15 protein-coding genes are annotated in these 16,090 nt (G+C 56.1%); 5 read left to right on the top strand and 10 right to left on the bottom strand.

Annotated elements, in window-relative coordinates:
* Nucleotides 1-43 precede the first annotated feature (43 nt).
* Together ACNJX8_RS12730 and ACNJX8_RS12725 are read right to left on the bottom strand one after the other, a co-directional pair.
* A complete protein-coding gene (locus tag ACNJX8_RS12730; RefSeq protein ID WP_130212118.1) occupies nucleotides 44-535 on the bottom strand; it encodes a glycosyltransferase in 492 nt (163 codons plus the stop codon).
* Nucleotides 532-1,002, bottom strand: coding sequence for a UDP-N-acetylglucosamine--LPS N-acetylglucosamine transferase (locus tag ACNJX8_RS12725; protein WP_439361902.1), 471 nt, complete (start codon nucleotides 1,000-1,002; stop codon nucleotides 532-534). The genes ACNJX8_RS12730 and ACNJX8_RS12725 overlap by 4 nt, the downstream gene beginning before the upstream one ends.
* A gap of 358 nt (nucleotides 1,003-1,360) precedes the next feature.
* On the opposite strand from ACNJX8_RS12725, the gene ACNJX8_RS12720 reads away from it, so the two are divergent.
* Genes ACNJX8_RS12720 through asnB form a run of 3 tightly spaced genes read left to right on the top strand, consistent with a single transcriptional unit; the run spans nucleotide 1,361 to nucleotide 4,520 of the window.
* Entirely contained in the window at nucleotides 1,361-1,882 is a 522-nt protein-coding gene (locus ACNJX8_RS12720) for an acyltransferase (protein WP_439360869.1), read from the top strand.
* A gap of 24 nt (nucleotides 1,883-1,906) precedes the next feature.
* Nucleotides 1,907-2,560 (top strand): SGNH/GDSL hydrolase family protein, encoded by a 654-nt coding sequence (locus tag ACNJX8_RS12715; RefSeq protein WP_439360868.1) that lies wholly within the window; start codon nucleotides 1,907-1,909, stop codon nucleotides 2,558-2,560.
* Between the two features lie 55 nt (nucleotides 2,561-2,615).
* Nucleotides 2,616-4,520, top strand: coding sequence for an asparagine synthase (glutamine-hydrolyzing) (gene asnB / locus ACNJX8_RS12710; RefSeq protein ID WP_439360867.1), 1,905 nt, complete (start codon nucleotides 2,616-2,618; stop codon nucleotides 4,518-4,520).
* Between the two features lie 56 nt (nucleotides 4,521-4,576).
* Here asnB and ACNJX8_RS12705 read toward each other — a convergent pair whose 3' ends face one another.
* The 7 genes from ACNJX8_RS12705 to ACNJX8_RS12675 form a co-directional block, all read right to left on the bottom strand.
* Nucleotides 4,577-5,566 (bottom strand): glycosyltransferase family 2 protein, encoded by a 990-nt coding sequence (locus tag ACNJX8_RS12705; RefSeq protein ID WP_439360866.1) that lies wholly within the window; start codon nucleotides 5,564-5,566, stop codon nucleotides 4,577-4,579.
* A gap of 36 nt (nucleotides 5,567-5,602) precedes the next feature.
* Nucleotides 5,603-6,811, bottom strand: coding sequence for a glycosyltransferase family 4 protein (locus ACNJX8_RS12700; protein WP_439360865.1), 1,209 nt, complete (start codon nucleotides 6,809-6,811; stop codon nucleotides 5,603-5,605).
* A gap of 390 nt (nucleotides 6,812-7,201) precedes the next feature.
* Nucleotides 7,202-8,215 (bottom strand): glycosyltransferase family 2 protein, encoded by a 1,014-nt coding sequence (locus tag ACNJX8_RS12695; RefSeq protein ID WP_439360864.1) that lies wholly within the window; start codon nucleotides 8,213-8,215, stop codon nucleotides 7,202-7,204.
* The gene (locus ACNJX8_RS12690) at nucleotides 8,178-9,338 is read right to left on the bottom strand and encodes a hypothetical protein (RefSeq protein ID WP_439360863.1); all 1,161 of its coding nucleotides are present in this window, start codon (nucleotides 9,336-9,338) and stop codon (nucleotides 8,178-8,180) included. Before ACNJX8_RS12690 ends, ACNJX8_RS12695 begins: the two co-directional genes overlap by 38 nt.
* Before the next feature lie 67 nt (nucleotides 9,339-9,405).
* Complete coding sequence (locus ACNJX8_RS12685; protein ID WP_439360862.1) at nucleotides 9,406-10,872, bottom strand: lipopolysaccharide biosynthesis protein; 1,467 nt, start codon at nucleotides 10,870-10,872, stop codon at nucleotides 9,406-9,408.
* Between the two features lie 129 nt (nucleotides 10,873-11,001).
* The gene (locus tag ACNJX8_RS12680; protein ID WP_439360861.1) at nucleotides 11,002-11,658 is read right to left on the bottom strand and encodes a PIG-L deacetylase family protein; all 657 of its coding nucleotides are present in this window, start codon (nucleotides 11,656-11,658) and stop codon (nucleotides 11,002-11,004) included.
* Nucleotides 11,655-12,452 carry a sugar phosphate nucleotidyltransferase gene (locus ACNJX8_RS12675; RefSeq protein WP_439360860.1) on the bottom strand — a complete coding sequence of 266 codons (798 nt, stop codon included), beginning with the start codon at nucleotides 12,450-12,452 and terminating at the stop codon, nucleotides 11,655-11,657. Before ACNJX8_RS12675 ends, ACNJX8_RS12680 begins: the two co-directional genes overlap by 4 nt.
* 232 nt (nucleotides 12,453-12,684) lie before the next feature.
* Here ACNJX8_RS12675 and rfbC point away from each other — a divergent pair, with 232 nt between their 5' ends.
* Together rfbC and ACNJX8_RS12665 are read left to right on the top strand one after the other, a co-directional pair.
* Nucleotides 12,685-13,263, top strand: a complete 579-nt coding sequence (rfbC, locus tag ACNJX8_RS12670; protein WP_439360859.1) for a dTDP-4-dehydrorhamnose 3,5-epimerase — start codon at nucleotides 12,685-12,687, stop codon at nucleotides 13,261-13,263.
* 59 nt (nucleotides 13,264-13,322) lie between these two features.
* A complete protein-coding gene (locus tag ACNJX8_RS12665; RefSeq protein ID WP_439360858.1) occupies nucleotides 13,323-14,666 on the top strand; it encodes an NAD(P)H-dependent oxidoreductase in 1,344 nt (447 codons plus the stop codon).
* A 118-nt stretch (nucleotides 14,667-14,784) separates the two neighbouring features.
* On the opposite strand, the gene ACNJX8_RS12660 is transcribed toward ACNJX8_RS12665, so the two are convergent.
* Nucleotides 14,785-15,885, bottom strand: a complete 1,101-nt coding sequence (locus ACNJX8_RS12660; protein ID WP_439361901.1) for an acyltransferase family protein — start codon at nucleotides 15,883-15,885, stop codon at nucleotides 14,785-14,787.
* Nucleotides 15,886-16,090: the final 205 nt, after the last annotated feature.

Genomic DNA, 16,090 nt, shown 5'->3' with positions numbered 1-16,090 from the left:
CGATTTCGTAGTTGCACTTCACGGATCTCGGCCCACCTCGTCCTCACGGGTGAGGCTGTTCCGTTCCGATAAATGTCCGGATCGTGTCGATGAGGTGCGGTGATGCCTGTGCGCCAAGCCGCTCAGCCGCGCCAACGATTCCGAGACGATCCAAACTATCAACCAACTCTCTCTCGTTGAGAGCGACCATGATCCGACCTTGCTCAGCGAAGCGCTTTGCGGTTGCGACCTGATGGTCATTCCGGTGCTCACCTAAATCTGCGCGGCGAGGCATGACCAGGATCTTCTTTCCCAATTCGAGAGCCGTGATGATCGAGCCCATCCCGGCATGTCCCACCACAAGGCTCGCCGCTTCTACGCGTCTCCTGAACTCAGTAGGATCAATAAACGGTTCGGCATGAATATGTTCAGCGTGATAGCTTGATGGACCGGTCTGGGCGAAGACATCCGCCCTTCCACGCAAGCCAGCCCATTGGTCGACCGTCCGGACCAAACGGTCAAATTGTCCCTGGGTCCCTACCGTCACAAAGATCATAGCACCGAGCCTTCGTAATGTGGGCCTTCCGGTCGCGCCAAATGGGGCCACTGAGTCAGCCAGAGGTCGGCCGAATGGCCGATTCTAAATCCGGACATTGAAAGATGCTCGACATTGGCGATGCTATCGAGCCAGATGGTTCGCGCGCCCATCATTCGTCCGAGCCGAAGCGCCAAGTATCCTGGCGCAGCCCCCGTAGACACAACGATATCGGGCCTCTCATGCCAAATGATGCTGGTGAGGCTTTTCGCAGTCTTTAGAAGTTTGAACTTGGTCCAGCGGTTCGCATCGTTGACCACGTAGAATTTGTGACCGGGCACTTGCGCACGATAGGACTCGTGGACGGTGACGAAAATAACCTCGCAACCTTCGAAGGCATCTCTGATGCGCAACAGCTGCACCCAGTGTCCTCCGCCCGAGGCGACCGCCAACAGCTTCGGTCGACAGCCGCGCCCCGGGGCGTGCATTCGGCGGTGTTGCAATATCAAGCTCTGAAGCATGAACAGGCTCCCTCGATCCGCGAATTCGGAATTTCTGGGCGCACCTAAAAATCTACTGCGGCCTTAATTCAAATAATGTATATTAAATCGCCGCGCCGGGTCAAATTAAATATTTAATTATTTAACTGTGGCCGAATGCTAGAAAGGCAGAGATAGTGTCATCGGTGAATTTGCTTGGGCTCTTGCCAGCCCGAGCTGCACTTCAGACAGGGAGCCGTTCCAATTAGGACGACGCGACGGATCGGTTGAAGGCTGCTCTTTGCGACGTGACCCGCGATGCTTCGCGTCCCAGCTGAGCAGCCCGTTTGTCCGCTTAGGAGGAACTATGCATCTGGCAATTCAAGCCCCTAGAAAGAAGCGCGCCTTGGTGCTCGCTGGCGCATTGGGCATGCGGGAAAGACTGGTTGGCTTGCGCCTATGGTTCCTGCGCAAGATCGTCAAGATGGATATCCACCCGACCGTCAAGATATCCCTGCGGGCCAACTTGGACCTGACGAATCCGAGTGGCGTACACATCGATGCTGGGACCTATGTCGCCTTCCATGCCGTTGTCCTCACACACGACATGTCCCGCTTGGTCATGACTGACACCTATATCGGCAAGAACTGCTTTATTGGCGCTTATTCGATCGTTCTGCCGGGCGTTCGAATCGGAGACGAGTGTGTCGTCGGTAGCGGCTCGGTGGTAACCACCGATGTCCCTTCGCACTCCGTTGTCGCAGGAAATCCAGCAAGAATAATTCATTCTGGAATTCGGACGGGCAAATGGGGCATTCGCGAAGACATTTTCACAAGGGCCAAGGCTGCGGAGACAGCGGCTCAGACTGAACTGGCGCCGGTCCGCTAGCCAATGAGGTTCTCGCAGCTCGTTATGACATTTCTTGCATGCTGCCTCGCTACCGATTGCGGCGGCTTGGCTGCGGCTAGCGCCGAACAGAAGCCCATGAGGGTGGCGGCACTCGGAACCAGTCTCACTCACAGTGGCGGCTGGCTCACCCCGCTTGAAAGGCATTTGGCCAGATGTCTCCAGCGGTCGATCAACCTTCTTGATTTTGGTCGCGACGGCGCAACGTCTGAATGGGGAGTTGCGATTCTGGATGAAGTCATTCTTGCGCAGCCGGACATCGTCTTAATCGAGTTTGCTGTAAACGATGCAGCGCTGTTCAAAGGGATGTCACTCAAACAAAGTCGAGAAAACGTCAGAAACATTGTGCGGACCATCAGAGCCGCCCAGCCTCACGTGAAGATTTTTCTCATGACAATGAACCCCTCTTCTGGCCTGCGCGGCAGCATTCGACCCCGGCTAAACGCCTACTACGATGACTACAAGCTCCTCGCCGATGAATTGGGCACAGGATACATAGACAATTTTAGTGCATGGAACACTCTCACGAAGCAAGAGCTCAGAGAGCGCATTCCAGACGGTTTGCATCCGATACCAGAATCGGCTTGTCGCATTTTGGTGCCCGCCATTGCAGGCGCGATTGGCGGTACAGAATGTGTTGCGACGACGATGAACGAGTAGCGGCGGATCGGACAATCTTAACTTCGTGCCTAGACTCGCAGAATAGGGTACACTGATGTGTGGAATTTTCGGATGGGTGTTGGCCGGATCTCGACGACAGGATTACAACACGCTCGTATCGATAACGGATTTGATGGCACATCGTGGCCCTGATGGCTCCGGATATTGGCTTGGCGACAGCGCCAACATGCGGCATCAAGTAGGACTTGGCCATCGGCGCCTCTCGATCATTGACATACAGGGCGGCACTCAGCCGATGTGGAGCGCCGATCAGAAGATCGTCATCGTCTTCAATGGCGAGATCTACAATTTCATCGAGCTCCGCAAGGAGCTTGCTGAACTTGGCCATCAATTTCGGACGTCCTCTGATACAGAAGTGATCATTGAGGCGTATCGGGCGTGGGGTCCGGGGGCGGTTGCTCGTTTCCGCGGTATGTTCGCGTTCTTGCTTTGGGACATGAATGAGCAACGCTTGCTTGTCGGCCGGGACCAGTTCGGAAAAAAGCCCCTCTTCATTTCTGAGATGCCTGGCGCTTGGATCTTCAGCTCCGAGATCGAGCCGATTATGCAATTTCCCGGAATCGATCGAAGTTTGGATCACGATGCCTTCCAGGACTACCTCCTGAATCGCTATGTTCCCGGCCCATCCACTTTGTTTCAAGCCGTGACGAAGCTGTCGGCTGGTTGTTACGCGCTCTGGCAAGATGGACGATTCTCGATAACCCGCTATTACGTCCCGCCATTTGCAACGACGATTCCCGACGTCACGGATTTCGACGACGCGATCGAAATGTTCAGAGAGACGCTCGATGAATCCGTGCGAATTCGAATGCGCAGCGATGCACCCTTTGGCGCGTTCCTGTCAGGCGGCTTGGACTCATCGGCCATCGTCAGCATAATGGCTCGCCAGACCTCCGACAAGGTGCGCACTTTTTCCGTTGGCTTCCGTGAGTCACAATACTCCGAGCTCGGCTTCGCACGGATGATCGCTCAGCGCTTCGATACTGATCATCATGAAGTCGTGGTTGAACCAGACATGTTCATGGAACAATGGCCTACGGCCGTGGTGCGGAGAGGCGCACCTGTCTCTGAACCTGCAGACATCCCCATCCTTATCTTGTCGAAGCTGGCCTCTCGTACGGTGAAGATGGTGCTGACAGGTGAGGGCTCCGACGAGCTCATGGGCGGCTACCCAAAACATCGCGCTGAGCGTTGGATCGAATTGTATCACCGCATCATGCCGTCAACCCTGCATGATAGTGTGATAGGACCCGCGGTGCGAGCCCTGCCATACACGATGCGAAGAGCGAAGATCGTTGGGATGGCTGCCGGCGAGCGAGATCTGGCCAACCGAATGAGAGTGTGGTTTGGCGGCGTCACGGCCGAAGATCGAAATGCCCTGCTTGGCCAGCTGATATCGCCGGAGCCGCGCGAGCCGTATCCATTCTCCATAAGAACCGGGTCCCCTGTCCGCCGTACGCTCTTTTTTGATCAGACGTCCTGGCTACCGGACAATCTGCTGGAGCGCGGAGATCGGATGATGATGGCGGGATCCATCGAAGGCCGAATGCCGTATATGGACACCAAGCTGGCGGCGCTGGTCTCACGCTTTCCCGACAGCTTCCTTGTTGGCAACATCAAGGGCAAGCTCATCTTGCGAGCCGCCATGGATAAGACGATACCCAAAGACATCCTTCTTCGTAAGAAGGTTGGTTTCCGTATACCGGTCGACGAGTGGTTCCGCGGCCCCTATCGGGACTTCCTCCGCGACATGCTGACAAGCAATGCCTCGCAAATCAGTCGCATCTGTAACAGCGCGGTCATAAGTGAGCTCATGAATACTCACCTTGAGGGGCGCGCAAACAACGAGAAAGTACTTTGGTCTTTGGTAAACCTGGAGCTGTTCCTGCGAACCTTCAAGCCAACGGGCATTAGAGATATTCGGACCAAGGCCGCTTGATCGCGCCTCTGGTCAGCGAGCCCACTGCGAACATCCAGGATTTGCCACGAAGCCGTTCAGCCCCCGTGCCTTGCGGTCTCGGAATTTGCCGCGCAAGCAGCGGTTACCGCTCCCTCTGTCCAGCCACTCGCCCAGCGCCAGCGGTTTCCCCACACCCTGTACCACTCACTCGCATTCTGACGATAGTTCGCCTTCCGGAAGATGGCAGCCGCCCCAGCATATGCCAGCCATCGTGTTAAGGGCATCAGCAGATACAACTTTCTCCCGATCATTCGGGAAAGGAAGGACCAATGTCGGTCCATCAGCGTCACGCGACCGGCCAGCATTTGAATTCGAAACTCACTCTTCTGAGGGTATGAAGCGCCCCCGTAATGCACGATTGTCGCTGTCGGTGTTATCCTTGGGCGCGCCCCAAGTTTCCGTGCTCTCAGGCACAAATCCGCCTCCTCCGCATACATGAAGAATACCGGATCGAACCCGTCAAGCGTTTGCCAAAGAGCTCGATCAATCAGGAAGAAGCAGCCTGAGACTATGTCGACCGGCCGCACTGAATCCCGTTTCCAACGCGGATAGGATTCCGGATTGAAGAACATGCTACTCTTAATTGTGTTCAATCCCACAGCCCAGCAGAAGACGCTCCATACAGACGCATCCTTCCAGCATGATGCCGGATTTAGGGATCCGTCGGCAAAGACGGTGCGCCCTCCCCAAATGCGAGCTTCCGGAGCGTTGACGGCAAATTCGTTCAGACGATCGATGGCGTGGTCCAGCACCACTGTATCGGGATTGATGAGCAATAGCCGGCGCCCCGTTGCGCTCTTCGCTGCGATATTGTTGGCTTTCCCAAAACCGACATTCTGTATGGAAGTGATGACTTTGACCGTCGGAAATTGCGCTCGGATCGCTTCAGAGGAGCCGTCTGTGGACGCGCTGTCCAACACGATCAACTCATATTGCACACGAGTCGTCTGTTCCAATATGGATTTGATACATTCAATAGTCATCTCACGTGTATTGTGCGTTACAACAATGATACTAAGGTCCATCTGGGAGCTCCGGCAGAGATACAACGTCTTCTCAGATCAAGGCGACATAACAGCACGGTGCTGTTGTGCAGCCGCGCGCGTCAGCACTTCGGCATAGCGCTCGAGCCAGTGCTGGGGAGAGAACTGCTGCCAGGCTTCGATTTGCAACTCCTCACGCCTGCTCTTCCAGTGGTCGCGACCCGCCACAATCTTGCGCATCGCTTCGACCAGCGCCGTGTGGTTGACCTGTGGACGAAACCGCTCGTGCCCCATGCTGTGCCAATCCATGGTCTCTGGGTCACCCAGGGGATTGCCGACGACGAACCCGTAACGGCCATCTTCTCCCATCTGTTCGCGAGCTCCGGCCACCTCGCTGATAACCACCGGTAATCCCGCGCAAAGCGCCTCCATCGCTGCTAGTGGAAATCCGGCCTCGAAGTAGGCATCGAGCACGAAGGCGTCCGCCGCCGCCAGCAGTGTAGACACGTCAGGGCACGGTCCGTGCAAATGGATCTGACCCGCGCAAGGCAATCCATCGCGCAGCCTCCTGATCTGTTCAAAATACATTCGGTCGGCTACATCTCCCGCGAGGAGGAGATGCACGTTGGGGAACGCGCGTGCCACGTCGACGAATGCAGTGACAAGGCCGAAAGTGTTCTTCTGAAGGGCGTATCTCGCCGTCGAGACAAAGAGGAATTCGTCGCGCAAGCCGAGCCATTCCCGAGATATGGCTCTATGCCGGTGACCAATGTGGCGATCGTCAACGCCATTGGGGATCGTGACGACGCGATCTGGCGGGTATTGAGGGTTAGCCCTCAGATACTGCCGCCGGAGCTGCTCACTGACGGCGACAAATCCACTGATTTGCTGGCCCCGTAGCCGCTCCTTCGGCCAGCTGTCTTCGTCAAAGAAACTGTGCGCACCGTGCAGGGTCTCGATGGTCGGGATTCCGGCATGGGCTGCAGCGGACACGAACCAGCCAGGCGGGGAGTGCATGCTGATGACGTCTGGACAGTTAATCTCGAGCCATTGCGAAACGTCACGCTGGGAAAGGTCGACAATTTCGAGGCCGTCCACGCGAAGCGAAGCTGCCGGTCGTTTCTCCGAGCGGGCCACACCGGTGTGCACGACTATTGTATCAAGACCGTGTGCTGGTAGTCCTCTCGCCAGGAACAACGCGACAATTTCCGATCCTCCGAGTTCGAGTGTCCCCACTACAACCACACACCGTGGCCGAGGACGGCCGGGAAGCGGATGATCGCACATCGCACGAAAATTCTCAGACGGCGATATGGGGGCCTCACAGGGTACTCGATCGCTCTCCTCGCGCTTGCACGGCGGCGGCGCGTGCGGCCACTCGTCCGTTCTACCGGACACCCTTGGCGCGATCGTCCCCGCGAGCTTGTCGCGCAGGAGTCGACGAACAGGCTTCGGGAAAAGCCATCTCGAACGCTGGCCCCAGAGATAGGTCTTGAGCGCGAGCTCTCGGATTCGCTCCGACACTGCTCTCATCCTGAACCCGCCTCCCTCGCTCTGTCCCGAATTTTCTGACGCCGCTGCCCGACGTCGATATCCTTTAGATGCTGCTCGCGTGCGGCTTGTCGAAGTGAGGCTTGGTGACGAATGGGCATTGCAGTCCGATATCTCAACGACACGTTATGATGACACGCTTCGCGCGCCTGATCTGGGTCGAATAATCCCACGAAGCCCGTAGTACAGCGTTGGCGAAGCGCGACGAAGGTACTCGCGGAGGACGATGTAGAAGAATATCAGGTCTCTGCGACCGCTCATCAAGAACGTCCGCACAGTTCGCCAGCGAAACGCATCCTGGTCCAGGTTCAGCTGATTAAGGAGCTCAAAGGTCGTCATTTCTCTCACGCCTCGAAGAATTCGTTTCCGGCATGAGGGCGAGACGGCCGCAAGCGCCCGCACCGTCTCGTGATCCTGGCGGAGGTGTCTCATGTACGCTCGTCCTGACTGTATAATCTCCCGAGACGTCGAGCGACTGCCACAACTCTCTGGGTGCTTCCGGCAATAAAACGTGGCCTCGCGACCAAACCCCACGCGACCCGTGATAGCGCACTGAAGGAACAGAAGATTATCAATGTTGCGGCCATTGCCGCGGAGCCGTTGATAGCCGCCAAAGCGCCGAATGACGTCTGTTCGCATCAAGACTGTTGTGGGATTGGAGAGAATTTGAGGATCTCTAGACTCTAGCCAATCGCAGACGAAGGTCGGACCGTCGTAGATTTCCCAATCGGGCTTCGCAAACTCCCTAACCGTCGCCCCTACTTCGTTGATCAAAACGTTCGACGGCACTACCGCGTTCACGTCGGGGTGACGCGTTGCAACTCTGACGAGATCCGAAACGAAGCCGGTGTTAATGCGGTCATCGTCATTCAGAAGAACAAAATACTCGCCGCGTGCTGCGCGGACACACTGCGTAAAGTGTTCGTGGGCGGGCACCGTGGTCTCGTTGCGTCGGAGGCGGACCCGGGGGTCCGCATTAACGAGCTCCTGCGTCACCACGGAAGTTTCGTCGTTCGAGCCGTTGTCGGACACCAGTATATCGATATTGGCGTAGTCTTGCGCCAGCACACTCGCCAGAATCTCTGGAAGGTACTTTGGCCGATTAAGCGTTGTGACGGCGAGCGTGACCAGCGGCTTCATTCGCAACGATCCTCTCTGTCCCATCGCGTTCAGAAGAACTACCAATTGCTCGGCTGCTACTTAACACGGGGTGATGGCTCGCTATTTCGGGAATACGCTCAAGCCAAGCCTCGCGGCACCAAGCATAGATGCTTCTCGGACAAAACATTCGACAATCGCTATAGCGCGATTGACACCAGACGTTCTCGAGAATCACCGCAGGTGTCTTTAGCGATTTCATGGCCCCAGTCTTTTCGTCGATAAACCGGGTCACCCTGGTCTTTACGCGATATTTTCCTCCGCAGAAGGGCACAAGCTCGGCGTCGAAGGATAGCCCGCGATTGGTGTTTGAGGAGCTCACCAAGGTCGCGCGTATCTCTTCATACGACTTCATTCTGACGAGGTCGCCGGGCTGCAGATTGAGGTCGCTGCATGGAGCCATTTGGCCAACCGGGAGAGTTCCAACTCGTTTTGGGAAGGGGATGCCGCCCCAGAGCCCCTGGAACCAATCATAAAATACGCGTGCTGGCCGACCCAGCTTCCGCTTTTTAGCCAACAGGATGTGCCAGAAAAAGAGATAGATGACGCCGCGCGTCATGCGCCCCAATGACGTGTTGCCCGACGTGTAATCCTCGACATACTGGCGGACGTCCCACCACGCGAGCGGCTGCGTAAAACGGGGCAATTGGGTCGCCTGACAAGTATATCTTGGCTGTCCTTCTACATCTGCGCCGCGCGTTCCCTTCCAAACTTCCTGTTCAGAGCAAGCCGCTTCCGCGGCGCGTTCCGGCAATGGGCGCGCTTCGACATGCTCCGAGGTGCTCGGTATGCTGGCCGATTCGCCGACGGGCTTCAGCCACGCCTCCTTCCAGAACAAAAGGCAGGCTGCCTGGCAGCCTCCATACGCCTTGCCATCACAACGCGTGTCGAGATGAACTGAGCTGGAAATGCGCCGGCCTGCGACCGGGTTCACTGTGTCGCAGGCTTTGTGCGCGCGCTTATAGACTCTGAGACGCTGGCCACAATATTCGAACATCTGCGGCATGAACGGCATTTCATCTAGCCGGCCATTTTTGTCCAGAGTTCGCAATATTTCTTCCCTGCTGCGAACCTCTACCCAATCACCTGCCCGCAATGTGGTCATATGGCTGATCCCTCGACGTCGACGTTCCAATCTTTGAAGTATCACTTCCGCAACATCACGATAGACCCTAAGGGCTTCCTTCAAGCGAGGTGGGCCTTCTCATCGCCGCAAGTAGCTCAACGTAAAACGCTCTCTGTCCCATAACCAGCAAGAGCATCGAGTAATATACACCGACCATGATACAACCGCTGAATAGGAGTCTAAAAAACGGATATCCCTGCTTCGCAAAGTAAAGCTGAGCAAGCAGCGCCGCGCCTCCTGCCACAATGCCCGAGACAAGCGGACGTCCTGTCGTTGAAAGCAGATCCCATGGCGATATCGTCGTGCCGTGGAGGCACCACACAATGTGAGGCATCAGCCACAAAGTCATGACGGCGGAATAAGCGAACGCAACCCCGCTGGGACCATAAGGCAATCCAACGAGATAGCCGGTAATGACAAGCGGCGCCAGAACCAGCGCAGTCGCCAGACTTCGTCCCTGACGTCCAGTGGAAAAAAGCAGCCACCCAAGCGGATTGATCATCCCGTATACGAGAAGGGTCGGGCTCAGCAGTCGGAAAACGATCGCAGCTTCTTCCCACTTCGCTCCGAGGACAACAAGAACAATGTCATCGCTGAATAGAGCACAGAAAATGGTAATGGGAATAGTAAACGAGGCCATCAGAGAATAGCCTTTCAGAAAGTAGCTTCTCCAACGAACAGGATCCTGCTGAAGACGCGACAATGCGGAGAACGCCAATCCTCCGATCGCGGCGTTAAAGTTCTCATTTGGGATGGAAATCAGCTGGTACGCTCTCCCATATATGCCGAGAGCATCTGCACCCCAAAAGCGACCAAGAAGCACCTTCTCGAAATTGTAGCCGACATAAACAACCAAACCATTCAAGGTCATGGTCCCGCCAAAGCGCAGCATGGTGCCTGTGCCCACGCCCTGGCGAGGCCGCCCGGGAACCCACGCAGCCGTCAACCACAGGCACACGGTGCCGATCGCCGTAGACACAAGTGTCATGCCGACCAGCGACCAATAGCTAAAGCCCGCAAAGGCCATTGCGATCCCAACCACGATGCCTGCCGCTTGCGACAACGTTTCAATGGTCGTCAACGCCACGTATCGCAGCTCGCGCTGAAGGAGCGCGTAGTGCTGCACGCCGGCTGCGTTCAAGAGGAATACTGACGCTAGCGCGATGGTCACCCAGAAGAGCCGGGGCTCGTGGTAGAATGCAACGAGTACTGGCGCGGACAGCATGCATAAAAGCGCCAGCAATATGCCTATGCCTATGTTGATCCAGAATAAGGTCGACACCTGTGCGTCGGTGACGGTTTCCTTCTGAACGGTGGCTGACGAAAGGCCTGCAGACGCGAACAATCCATACACACCCGTGACTGCCGTAACCATCGCCAGCAAACCAAAGTCATCTGGATTAAGCAGGCGGGCCAGAATTGCTATCGAGGCGAGGCGAAGAGGAAAACTTGCGGCCTGACCAAGGAGCCGCGCAAGGCCGCCGCGAACCGTTCGCGCTTTCAAGTCGTTCACAGCAACAACCCAACTATATAGCGATAGAGCTGTCTTCTCGCGTCTCTATCCAATTTCACAACGTGCCACCCTTCACTCTCATCAAGACACATACGAGGCTGCACCAGGATCAAACCGCCCAGAGGCGCGTTACAGCTCGAGAGCCAACTTGCGGGCGACAAATGCCTCCGCGTAGCGTTCCGGAGCACGGCACTCCATGCCCCGGAGACGCGCCAAGCCGCGGAACGTCTCTTCGTCGAACCATTGCTTGGATCGTTGGCTTCCGAAATGCGCCTTCAGTAGATCGATCTTGCGCTGCAGGGTCCTCGCCGAGACCGGCACATAGACATTGGGATTGCCCAGATCTCCATCCCATTTCGGGATCTCGTATTCGAGGATGCTGTGATCGCGAAACGTATTCCATGTCAGCCGACACACTTCGCGATGATCTTGGTGAAGGTCGTCCCTCCGATGCGTCAGGATCAGATCGGGATTAACCCGACTCTTCAGTTCCTCGAACCAGGACTTGATCCGCTCGCCCTGCTCCGGAAAAAATCCATCGCGAAACGGCATCGTTTCAATCACCGCACTGGCTGCTTGAACCAGGAAGTTCTTCGCAGATTCGCGCGCCTCCCGCTCCCTTTCACCGGGCGCACTCAGCACGCACCAGTGCACATCGACATGCGCACCGCGGCTCAACAAGCCGAGTATCGTCGCACCGGCACCTATTTCGATGTCATCCGAGTGCGCACCGAGACAGAGGATCGAGAGACGCTCTCCGGGCGCGGCAAGTTGAAATGCCTTCATGAAGCCGCCTGCGTCCGCACTTCCGAGATAATCTTCCAGGGCATTTCGCCCCGCTCAATCATCTCCTCAAGAACCTGCCGGTCCCGCAGAGTATCCATCGCGCGCCAGAACCCCTCGTACTTGTAGGCCATGAGCTTTCCGGCCTCGATCAGGCGATTGAACGGTTCGAGCACAAGCTCCTCGCCCTCACGGATGTAGTCGAAGATCTCCTTCCGGAAGATGAAGTAGCCCCCGTTGATCCAGATCTCGGACTGCTGACTGGAGCGGAAACGCTTGACGGTGTCTCCACCGTTGAATTCAGCGAGGTGAAAATTGAACGGAGGATGCACGGCAACGAAACATCCGACCATTCCACTGTTCTTGAACCGCTCTACTATTTCGGGCAACGGCGCGTCGGTCAGGCCATCGCTGTAGTTTGCGAGAAAGACCTCCTCGTTCTCAACGAGGGAGCGCACCGCCATCAAGCGCTGACCGATGTTTCGCCAAATGCCGGTGTCAACCAGCGAAACCTGCCAATCCGGCGGCTGCTCGCCGATGACCTCAACCTTCCTGCCGAAGTTGGAAACAACGCAATCGCTGTGAGCCCAGCGATCCGAGTTGAGGAAATACTCCTTGATCACATTGGCCTTGTAGCCCAGGCACAGTATGAAATCACGATGACCATACTGACTATAGTATTGCATAACATGCCACAGCATCGGGTGCTGGCCGACGGGTACCATCGGCTTCGGAATGCTTTCAGAATATTCTCGGATGCGGGTCCCGAGCCCCCCACAGAACAGCACAACTTTCATGGCCAGCGCTTCCCATGTTTCTGCCGACCGTTTCGGTCGCTACAGATCGTCAAGAGCGGATCCTACAAATTTAAATACATAACTCTCGATAATTGAATAGCCGCATTTTATATGGCGACACCAATTAATCAATATTTTTTGAAAACTATTTTGAAATTTCGCTCTTAAGCATTATCATCATTGGAATTTAGGCACATTTTAATACCGATCGGGTAATTATGGAGGAAGTGGAGTGATTATAACCGAAACCAAGCTTAAAGGAGCCTGTATTATCGATATTGAACGTCGCGAGGATTCGCGCGGCTTTTTTGCGAGAGCCTTTTGCCAGAACGAGTTTAGGACCCTCGGGCTCAATCCGGTCATCGCGCAGGCGAATATCGCGTCAAATATCCGGCGGGGAACCCTGCGCGGCATGCACTTTCAGTTTCCGCCGGCGTCGGAGACGAAACTCGTTCGTTGCACGCGTGGCGCCATCCTCGACATCATCGTCGACCTGCGTCCCGAAAGCCCGACTTATCTGCAACATGTCGCTGTCGAACTGAACGAGAGCAACCAGCGGGCGCTCTACGTGCCGGAACGTTTTGCTCACGGTTATCAGACTCTCGTCGACAACACCGATACCAGTTACCAGGTGGGCGAGTTCTATACCCCCGAGGCGGAGAGCGGGCTGATGTATAACGATCCCCGGCTTGGACTGACGTGGCCGCTTCCCGTTTCCGCGATCTCGGAGAAGGATCAGAAATTTCGCTTACTCAGCGAGGTCGAATCCGAACTGAAAGGGCGGATGGAACTCGCCGGCGTCGAAGGTTGATGCCGACGGCGCGCTGCTCGCAGCCCCTGACTGCCCCCTCCCAACTGAAAGCATCCAAGATGATACTCGTCGACCACGCACTGCAAGCTCGTCACGCAGCAGGAAAGCCAATCCGTGTCGGCCTTCTCGGCGCGGGCTTCATGGCTCAGGGACTTACGAATCAAATAAATAACAGTGTTCCCGGAATGCGGGTCGTTGCCATATACAGCCGAAAGCCCCAGCGCGGGCGTGACGTGTTCGGCTATTCCGGCCAGACCGACGTCGTTGTCGTGGACAGCCAAGGGCGGCTCGACAAAGCCATTGCCGCCGGCGTTCCGGCGGTTACCGAGGACGCATTCCTGCTCGCCAAATCGGATCTGGTTGACGTGATCGTCGACGTGACCGGATCGGTTGAGCTCGGCGCCCAAGTCGCGCTGGAAGCCTTCAAGCACCAGAAAACCGTCGTCCTCATGAACGCGGAGATTGATGCAACTATCGGGCCGATCTTGCAGGTCTATGCAAAGAAGTACGGCGGCGCCCTGTCCGCATGCGATGGCGACGAACCGGGCGTGCAAATGAACCTGGTTCGATGGGTAAAGGGGCTTGGCTTGATCCCGCGCGTTGTCGGTAACATCAAGGGACTTCAGGACCCGTATCGCAACCCCACCACGCAGAAGGGATTTGCCGAACAATGGGGACAGAATCCAGCGATGGTCACCAGCTTCGCCGACGGATCCAAGATCAGCTTCGAGCAAACGATCGTGGCCAATGCTACCGGCTTCAAGGTAAGATCACGCGGCATGTCGCGCGGGCTGGAGTATCGCGGCGACGTCATGAAGATCGGCTCGCTCTACGACATCGACGAGGTCCGCGCCCTCGGCGGAATCATCGACTATCTCGTCGGCACACCGCTGACCAAGGTCTACGTGCTCGCCGAGCACACCGATCCAAAACAGCAGAAGTATTTGAGCTTGTACAAAATGGGCGAAGGCCCCCTGTATTCGTTCTTCACCCCATATCATCTCGTCCATTTCGAAGTGCCGAACTCGATAGCCCGTGCGTTCCTCCTCAAAGATTTGGTCGCCCCTCCGATCGCCGGTCCGGTTGTCGAGGTCTGTGCTGTCGCCAAGCGCGATTTGAAGGCGGGCGAGGTCCTCGATGACTATGGAATGTACATGACCTATGGCGAAGCCGTGAACTCCGAGGAAATGAGCCAAATGCAGTACCTTCCCGAAGGTCTCGTCGAGGGTTGCAAGTTGCGGCACGCAGTCAAAAAGGATGCAGTCCTGACCTATGCGGATGTCGATCTACCGCCGGGTCGCCTGGCCGACAAGCTGCGGGCAGAACAATACAAGCACTTCAATGGACACACTTGGCTTGAGCAACGGATCGCCCGGCATGCCTCGTTCGCTCTCACGGCGTGAAGGGCTGGATGATGACCGCGTTTGCCGCGCCATGGCGCAGGCTTGCGTCCGCATCGCGAGGAGGCCGCTCGCCCGCCCTACTCGTTGATCCTGAGCGACAGGATCTTCGCATGAATGTTCATCGAGAAGCCACACCCGACGCAATCGGCGGCTGCATCCAAGCCGCGGCGCGTCGTCCCATCTTGATCCCCGACAGTTCAATGTATCGATACGTGAGTTCTGAAACGATTATCGTGGCGGGTATGCTCAGGCATGAAAGCAGCAACATCTCAGGAGGAGCCCCGGAGTAGCTGAAGACGAGCCAAACGATTGCTGAGATGACGGGGTAGTGACAGAGAAAGATCGAGTAAGAGCGCGAACCAAAATATTGCGCCACGGGATTTGTCAATGCGCAGGAGTATATGTTCCCAGCAAGCCCCCGCCGTTCTTGGCACTTCTGTGGAAGACCAAAAAATACAATAAACCAGATCAGGAACGGTCGCAGTTCACCGCCCAACGGAAAAAGGATGACCGCCAGAGCCGCGGCAGGAACGAGCCAATTATGACCTTGCACATACGGGTAGGTCAATCGGCTCACAATTCCCACCACGAAGTAGCTAGTTGCGAGCGGCAGCGCTCCGGGCTGAACAGTGCCGACGAGACTCTTGAACCACAATTCACAAACCGCAACTGCAATGGCGAACAACAGGATGAACAGTTCATTTCGGATGATGCAGATTATCAGCGGCGCAACAACATAGAACTGCCATTCCAGCGAAATGCTCCAGGCCGGCATGTTGAATGCGTACTCCGAATACGGCAACGCTGCATTGGGAATGGCACCGTGTAGCATCGTGAGATGCGCGAAGAGATGTGACCAGAAGTGCTTATGATTGCTTGCGGCGACACCATTCACAACTTTTGCGAACTCGGAATCGTTAAAACCAGGAGCGGCTAGTGAAATGGCAAGCAGATCGTTGGTGAAGAAACCAAAAAAGCAGGTGGCCACAAACAACGGAAACAGTCGGGCAAAACGCTGGATGAGATAGACTGGATATGGCTCCGCCTTTTCGACAACAATGTGCGTGATCACGAAGCCGCTGACGACAAGGAAGATCAGAACGGCAGATAAGCCCAGCGATCTGACATGCGATCCCAGTGCTCCCATATTGAAGCCCGAACAATATGCGAGGTGCGCCAAGACCACGGTCCACGCCAGCCAGCCTCGCAGTCCCTCGATCGCTCGAATTTTTTTCAGCGCGGCGCCCTTTCCCTATTTCGGTGGAATCGAAAAGGATGGCACTTGTCGCTATGAATGTTATTTTCATTTGTCGGTATTTTGACGCAGGGTCATTAACAAATCTAAATTTCTCGGCTTTGGCTCAAAATAAGGTGACAATTATCGCGGCACCTCCCAACGCCAGAGCGCTGCTCGGCTTATAGTC

The sequence above is a fragment of the Bradyrhizobium sp. SPXBL-04 genome (assembly GCF_051853035.1).
GTDB lineage: Bacteria > Pseudomonadota > Alphaproteobacteria > Rhizobiales > Xanthobacteraceae > Bradyrhizobium > Bradyrhizobium zhanjiangense.
This window is presented reverse-complemented; position numbering and strand designations above follow the sequence as displayed.

Bases quoted from the DNA above. Each gene is read 5' to 3' on its own strand.
- ACNJX8_RS12700 (WP_439360865.1), bottom strand. From the start codon at position 6,811: ATGTGCGATCATCCGCTTCCCGGCCGTCCTCGGCCACGGTGTGTGGTT.
- ACNJX8_RS12715 (WP_439360868.1), top strand. From the start codon at position 1,907: ATGACATTTCTTGCATGCTGCCTCGCTACCGATTGCGGCGGCTTGGCT.
- ACNJX8_RS12665 (WP_439360858.1), top strand. From the start codon at position 13,323: ATGATACTCGTCGACCACGCACTGCAAGCTCGTCACGCAGCAGGAAAG.
- asnB (WP_439360867.1), top strand. From the start codon at position 2,616: ATGTGTGGAATTTTCGGATGGGTGTTGGCCGGATCTCGACGACAGGAT.
- ACNJX8_RS12695 (WP_439360864.1), bottom strand. From the start codon at position 8,215: ATGAAGCCGCTGGTCACGCTCGCCGTCACAACGCTTAATCGGCCAAAG.
- ACNJX8_RS12690 (WP_439360863.1), bottom strand. From the start codon at position 9,338: ATGACCACATTGCGGGCAGGTGATTGGGTAGAGGTTCGCAGCAGGGAA.
- ACNJX8_RS12725 (WP_439361902.1), bottom strand. From the start codon at position 1,002: ATGCACGCCCCGGGGCGCGGCTGTCGACCGAAGCTGTTGGCGGTCGCC.
- ACNJX8_RS12705 (WP_439360866.1), bottom strand. From the start codon at position 5,566: ATGGACCTTAGTATCATTGTTGTAACGCACAATACACGTGAGATGACT.
- ACNJX8_RS12720 (WP_439360869.1), top strand. From the start codon at position 1,361: ATGCATCTGGCAATTCAAGCCCCTAGAAAGAAGCGCGCCTTGGTGCTC.
- ACNJX8_RS12675 (WP_439360860.1), bottom strand. From the start codon at position 12,452: ATGAAAGTTGTGCTGTTCTGTGGGGGGCTCGGGACCCGCATCCGAGAA.
- ACNJX8_RS12680 (WP_439360861.1), bottom strand. From the start codon at position 11,658: ATGAAGGCATTTCAACTTGCCGCGCCCGGAGAGCGTCTCTCGATCCTC.
- ACNJX8_RS12730 (WP_130212118.1), bottom strand. From the start codon at position 535: ATGATCTTTGTGACGGTAGGGACCCAGGGACAATTTGACCGTTTGGTC.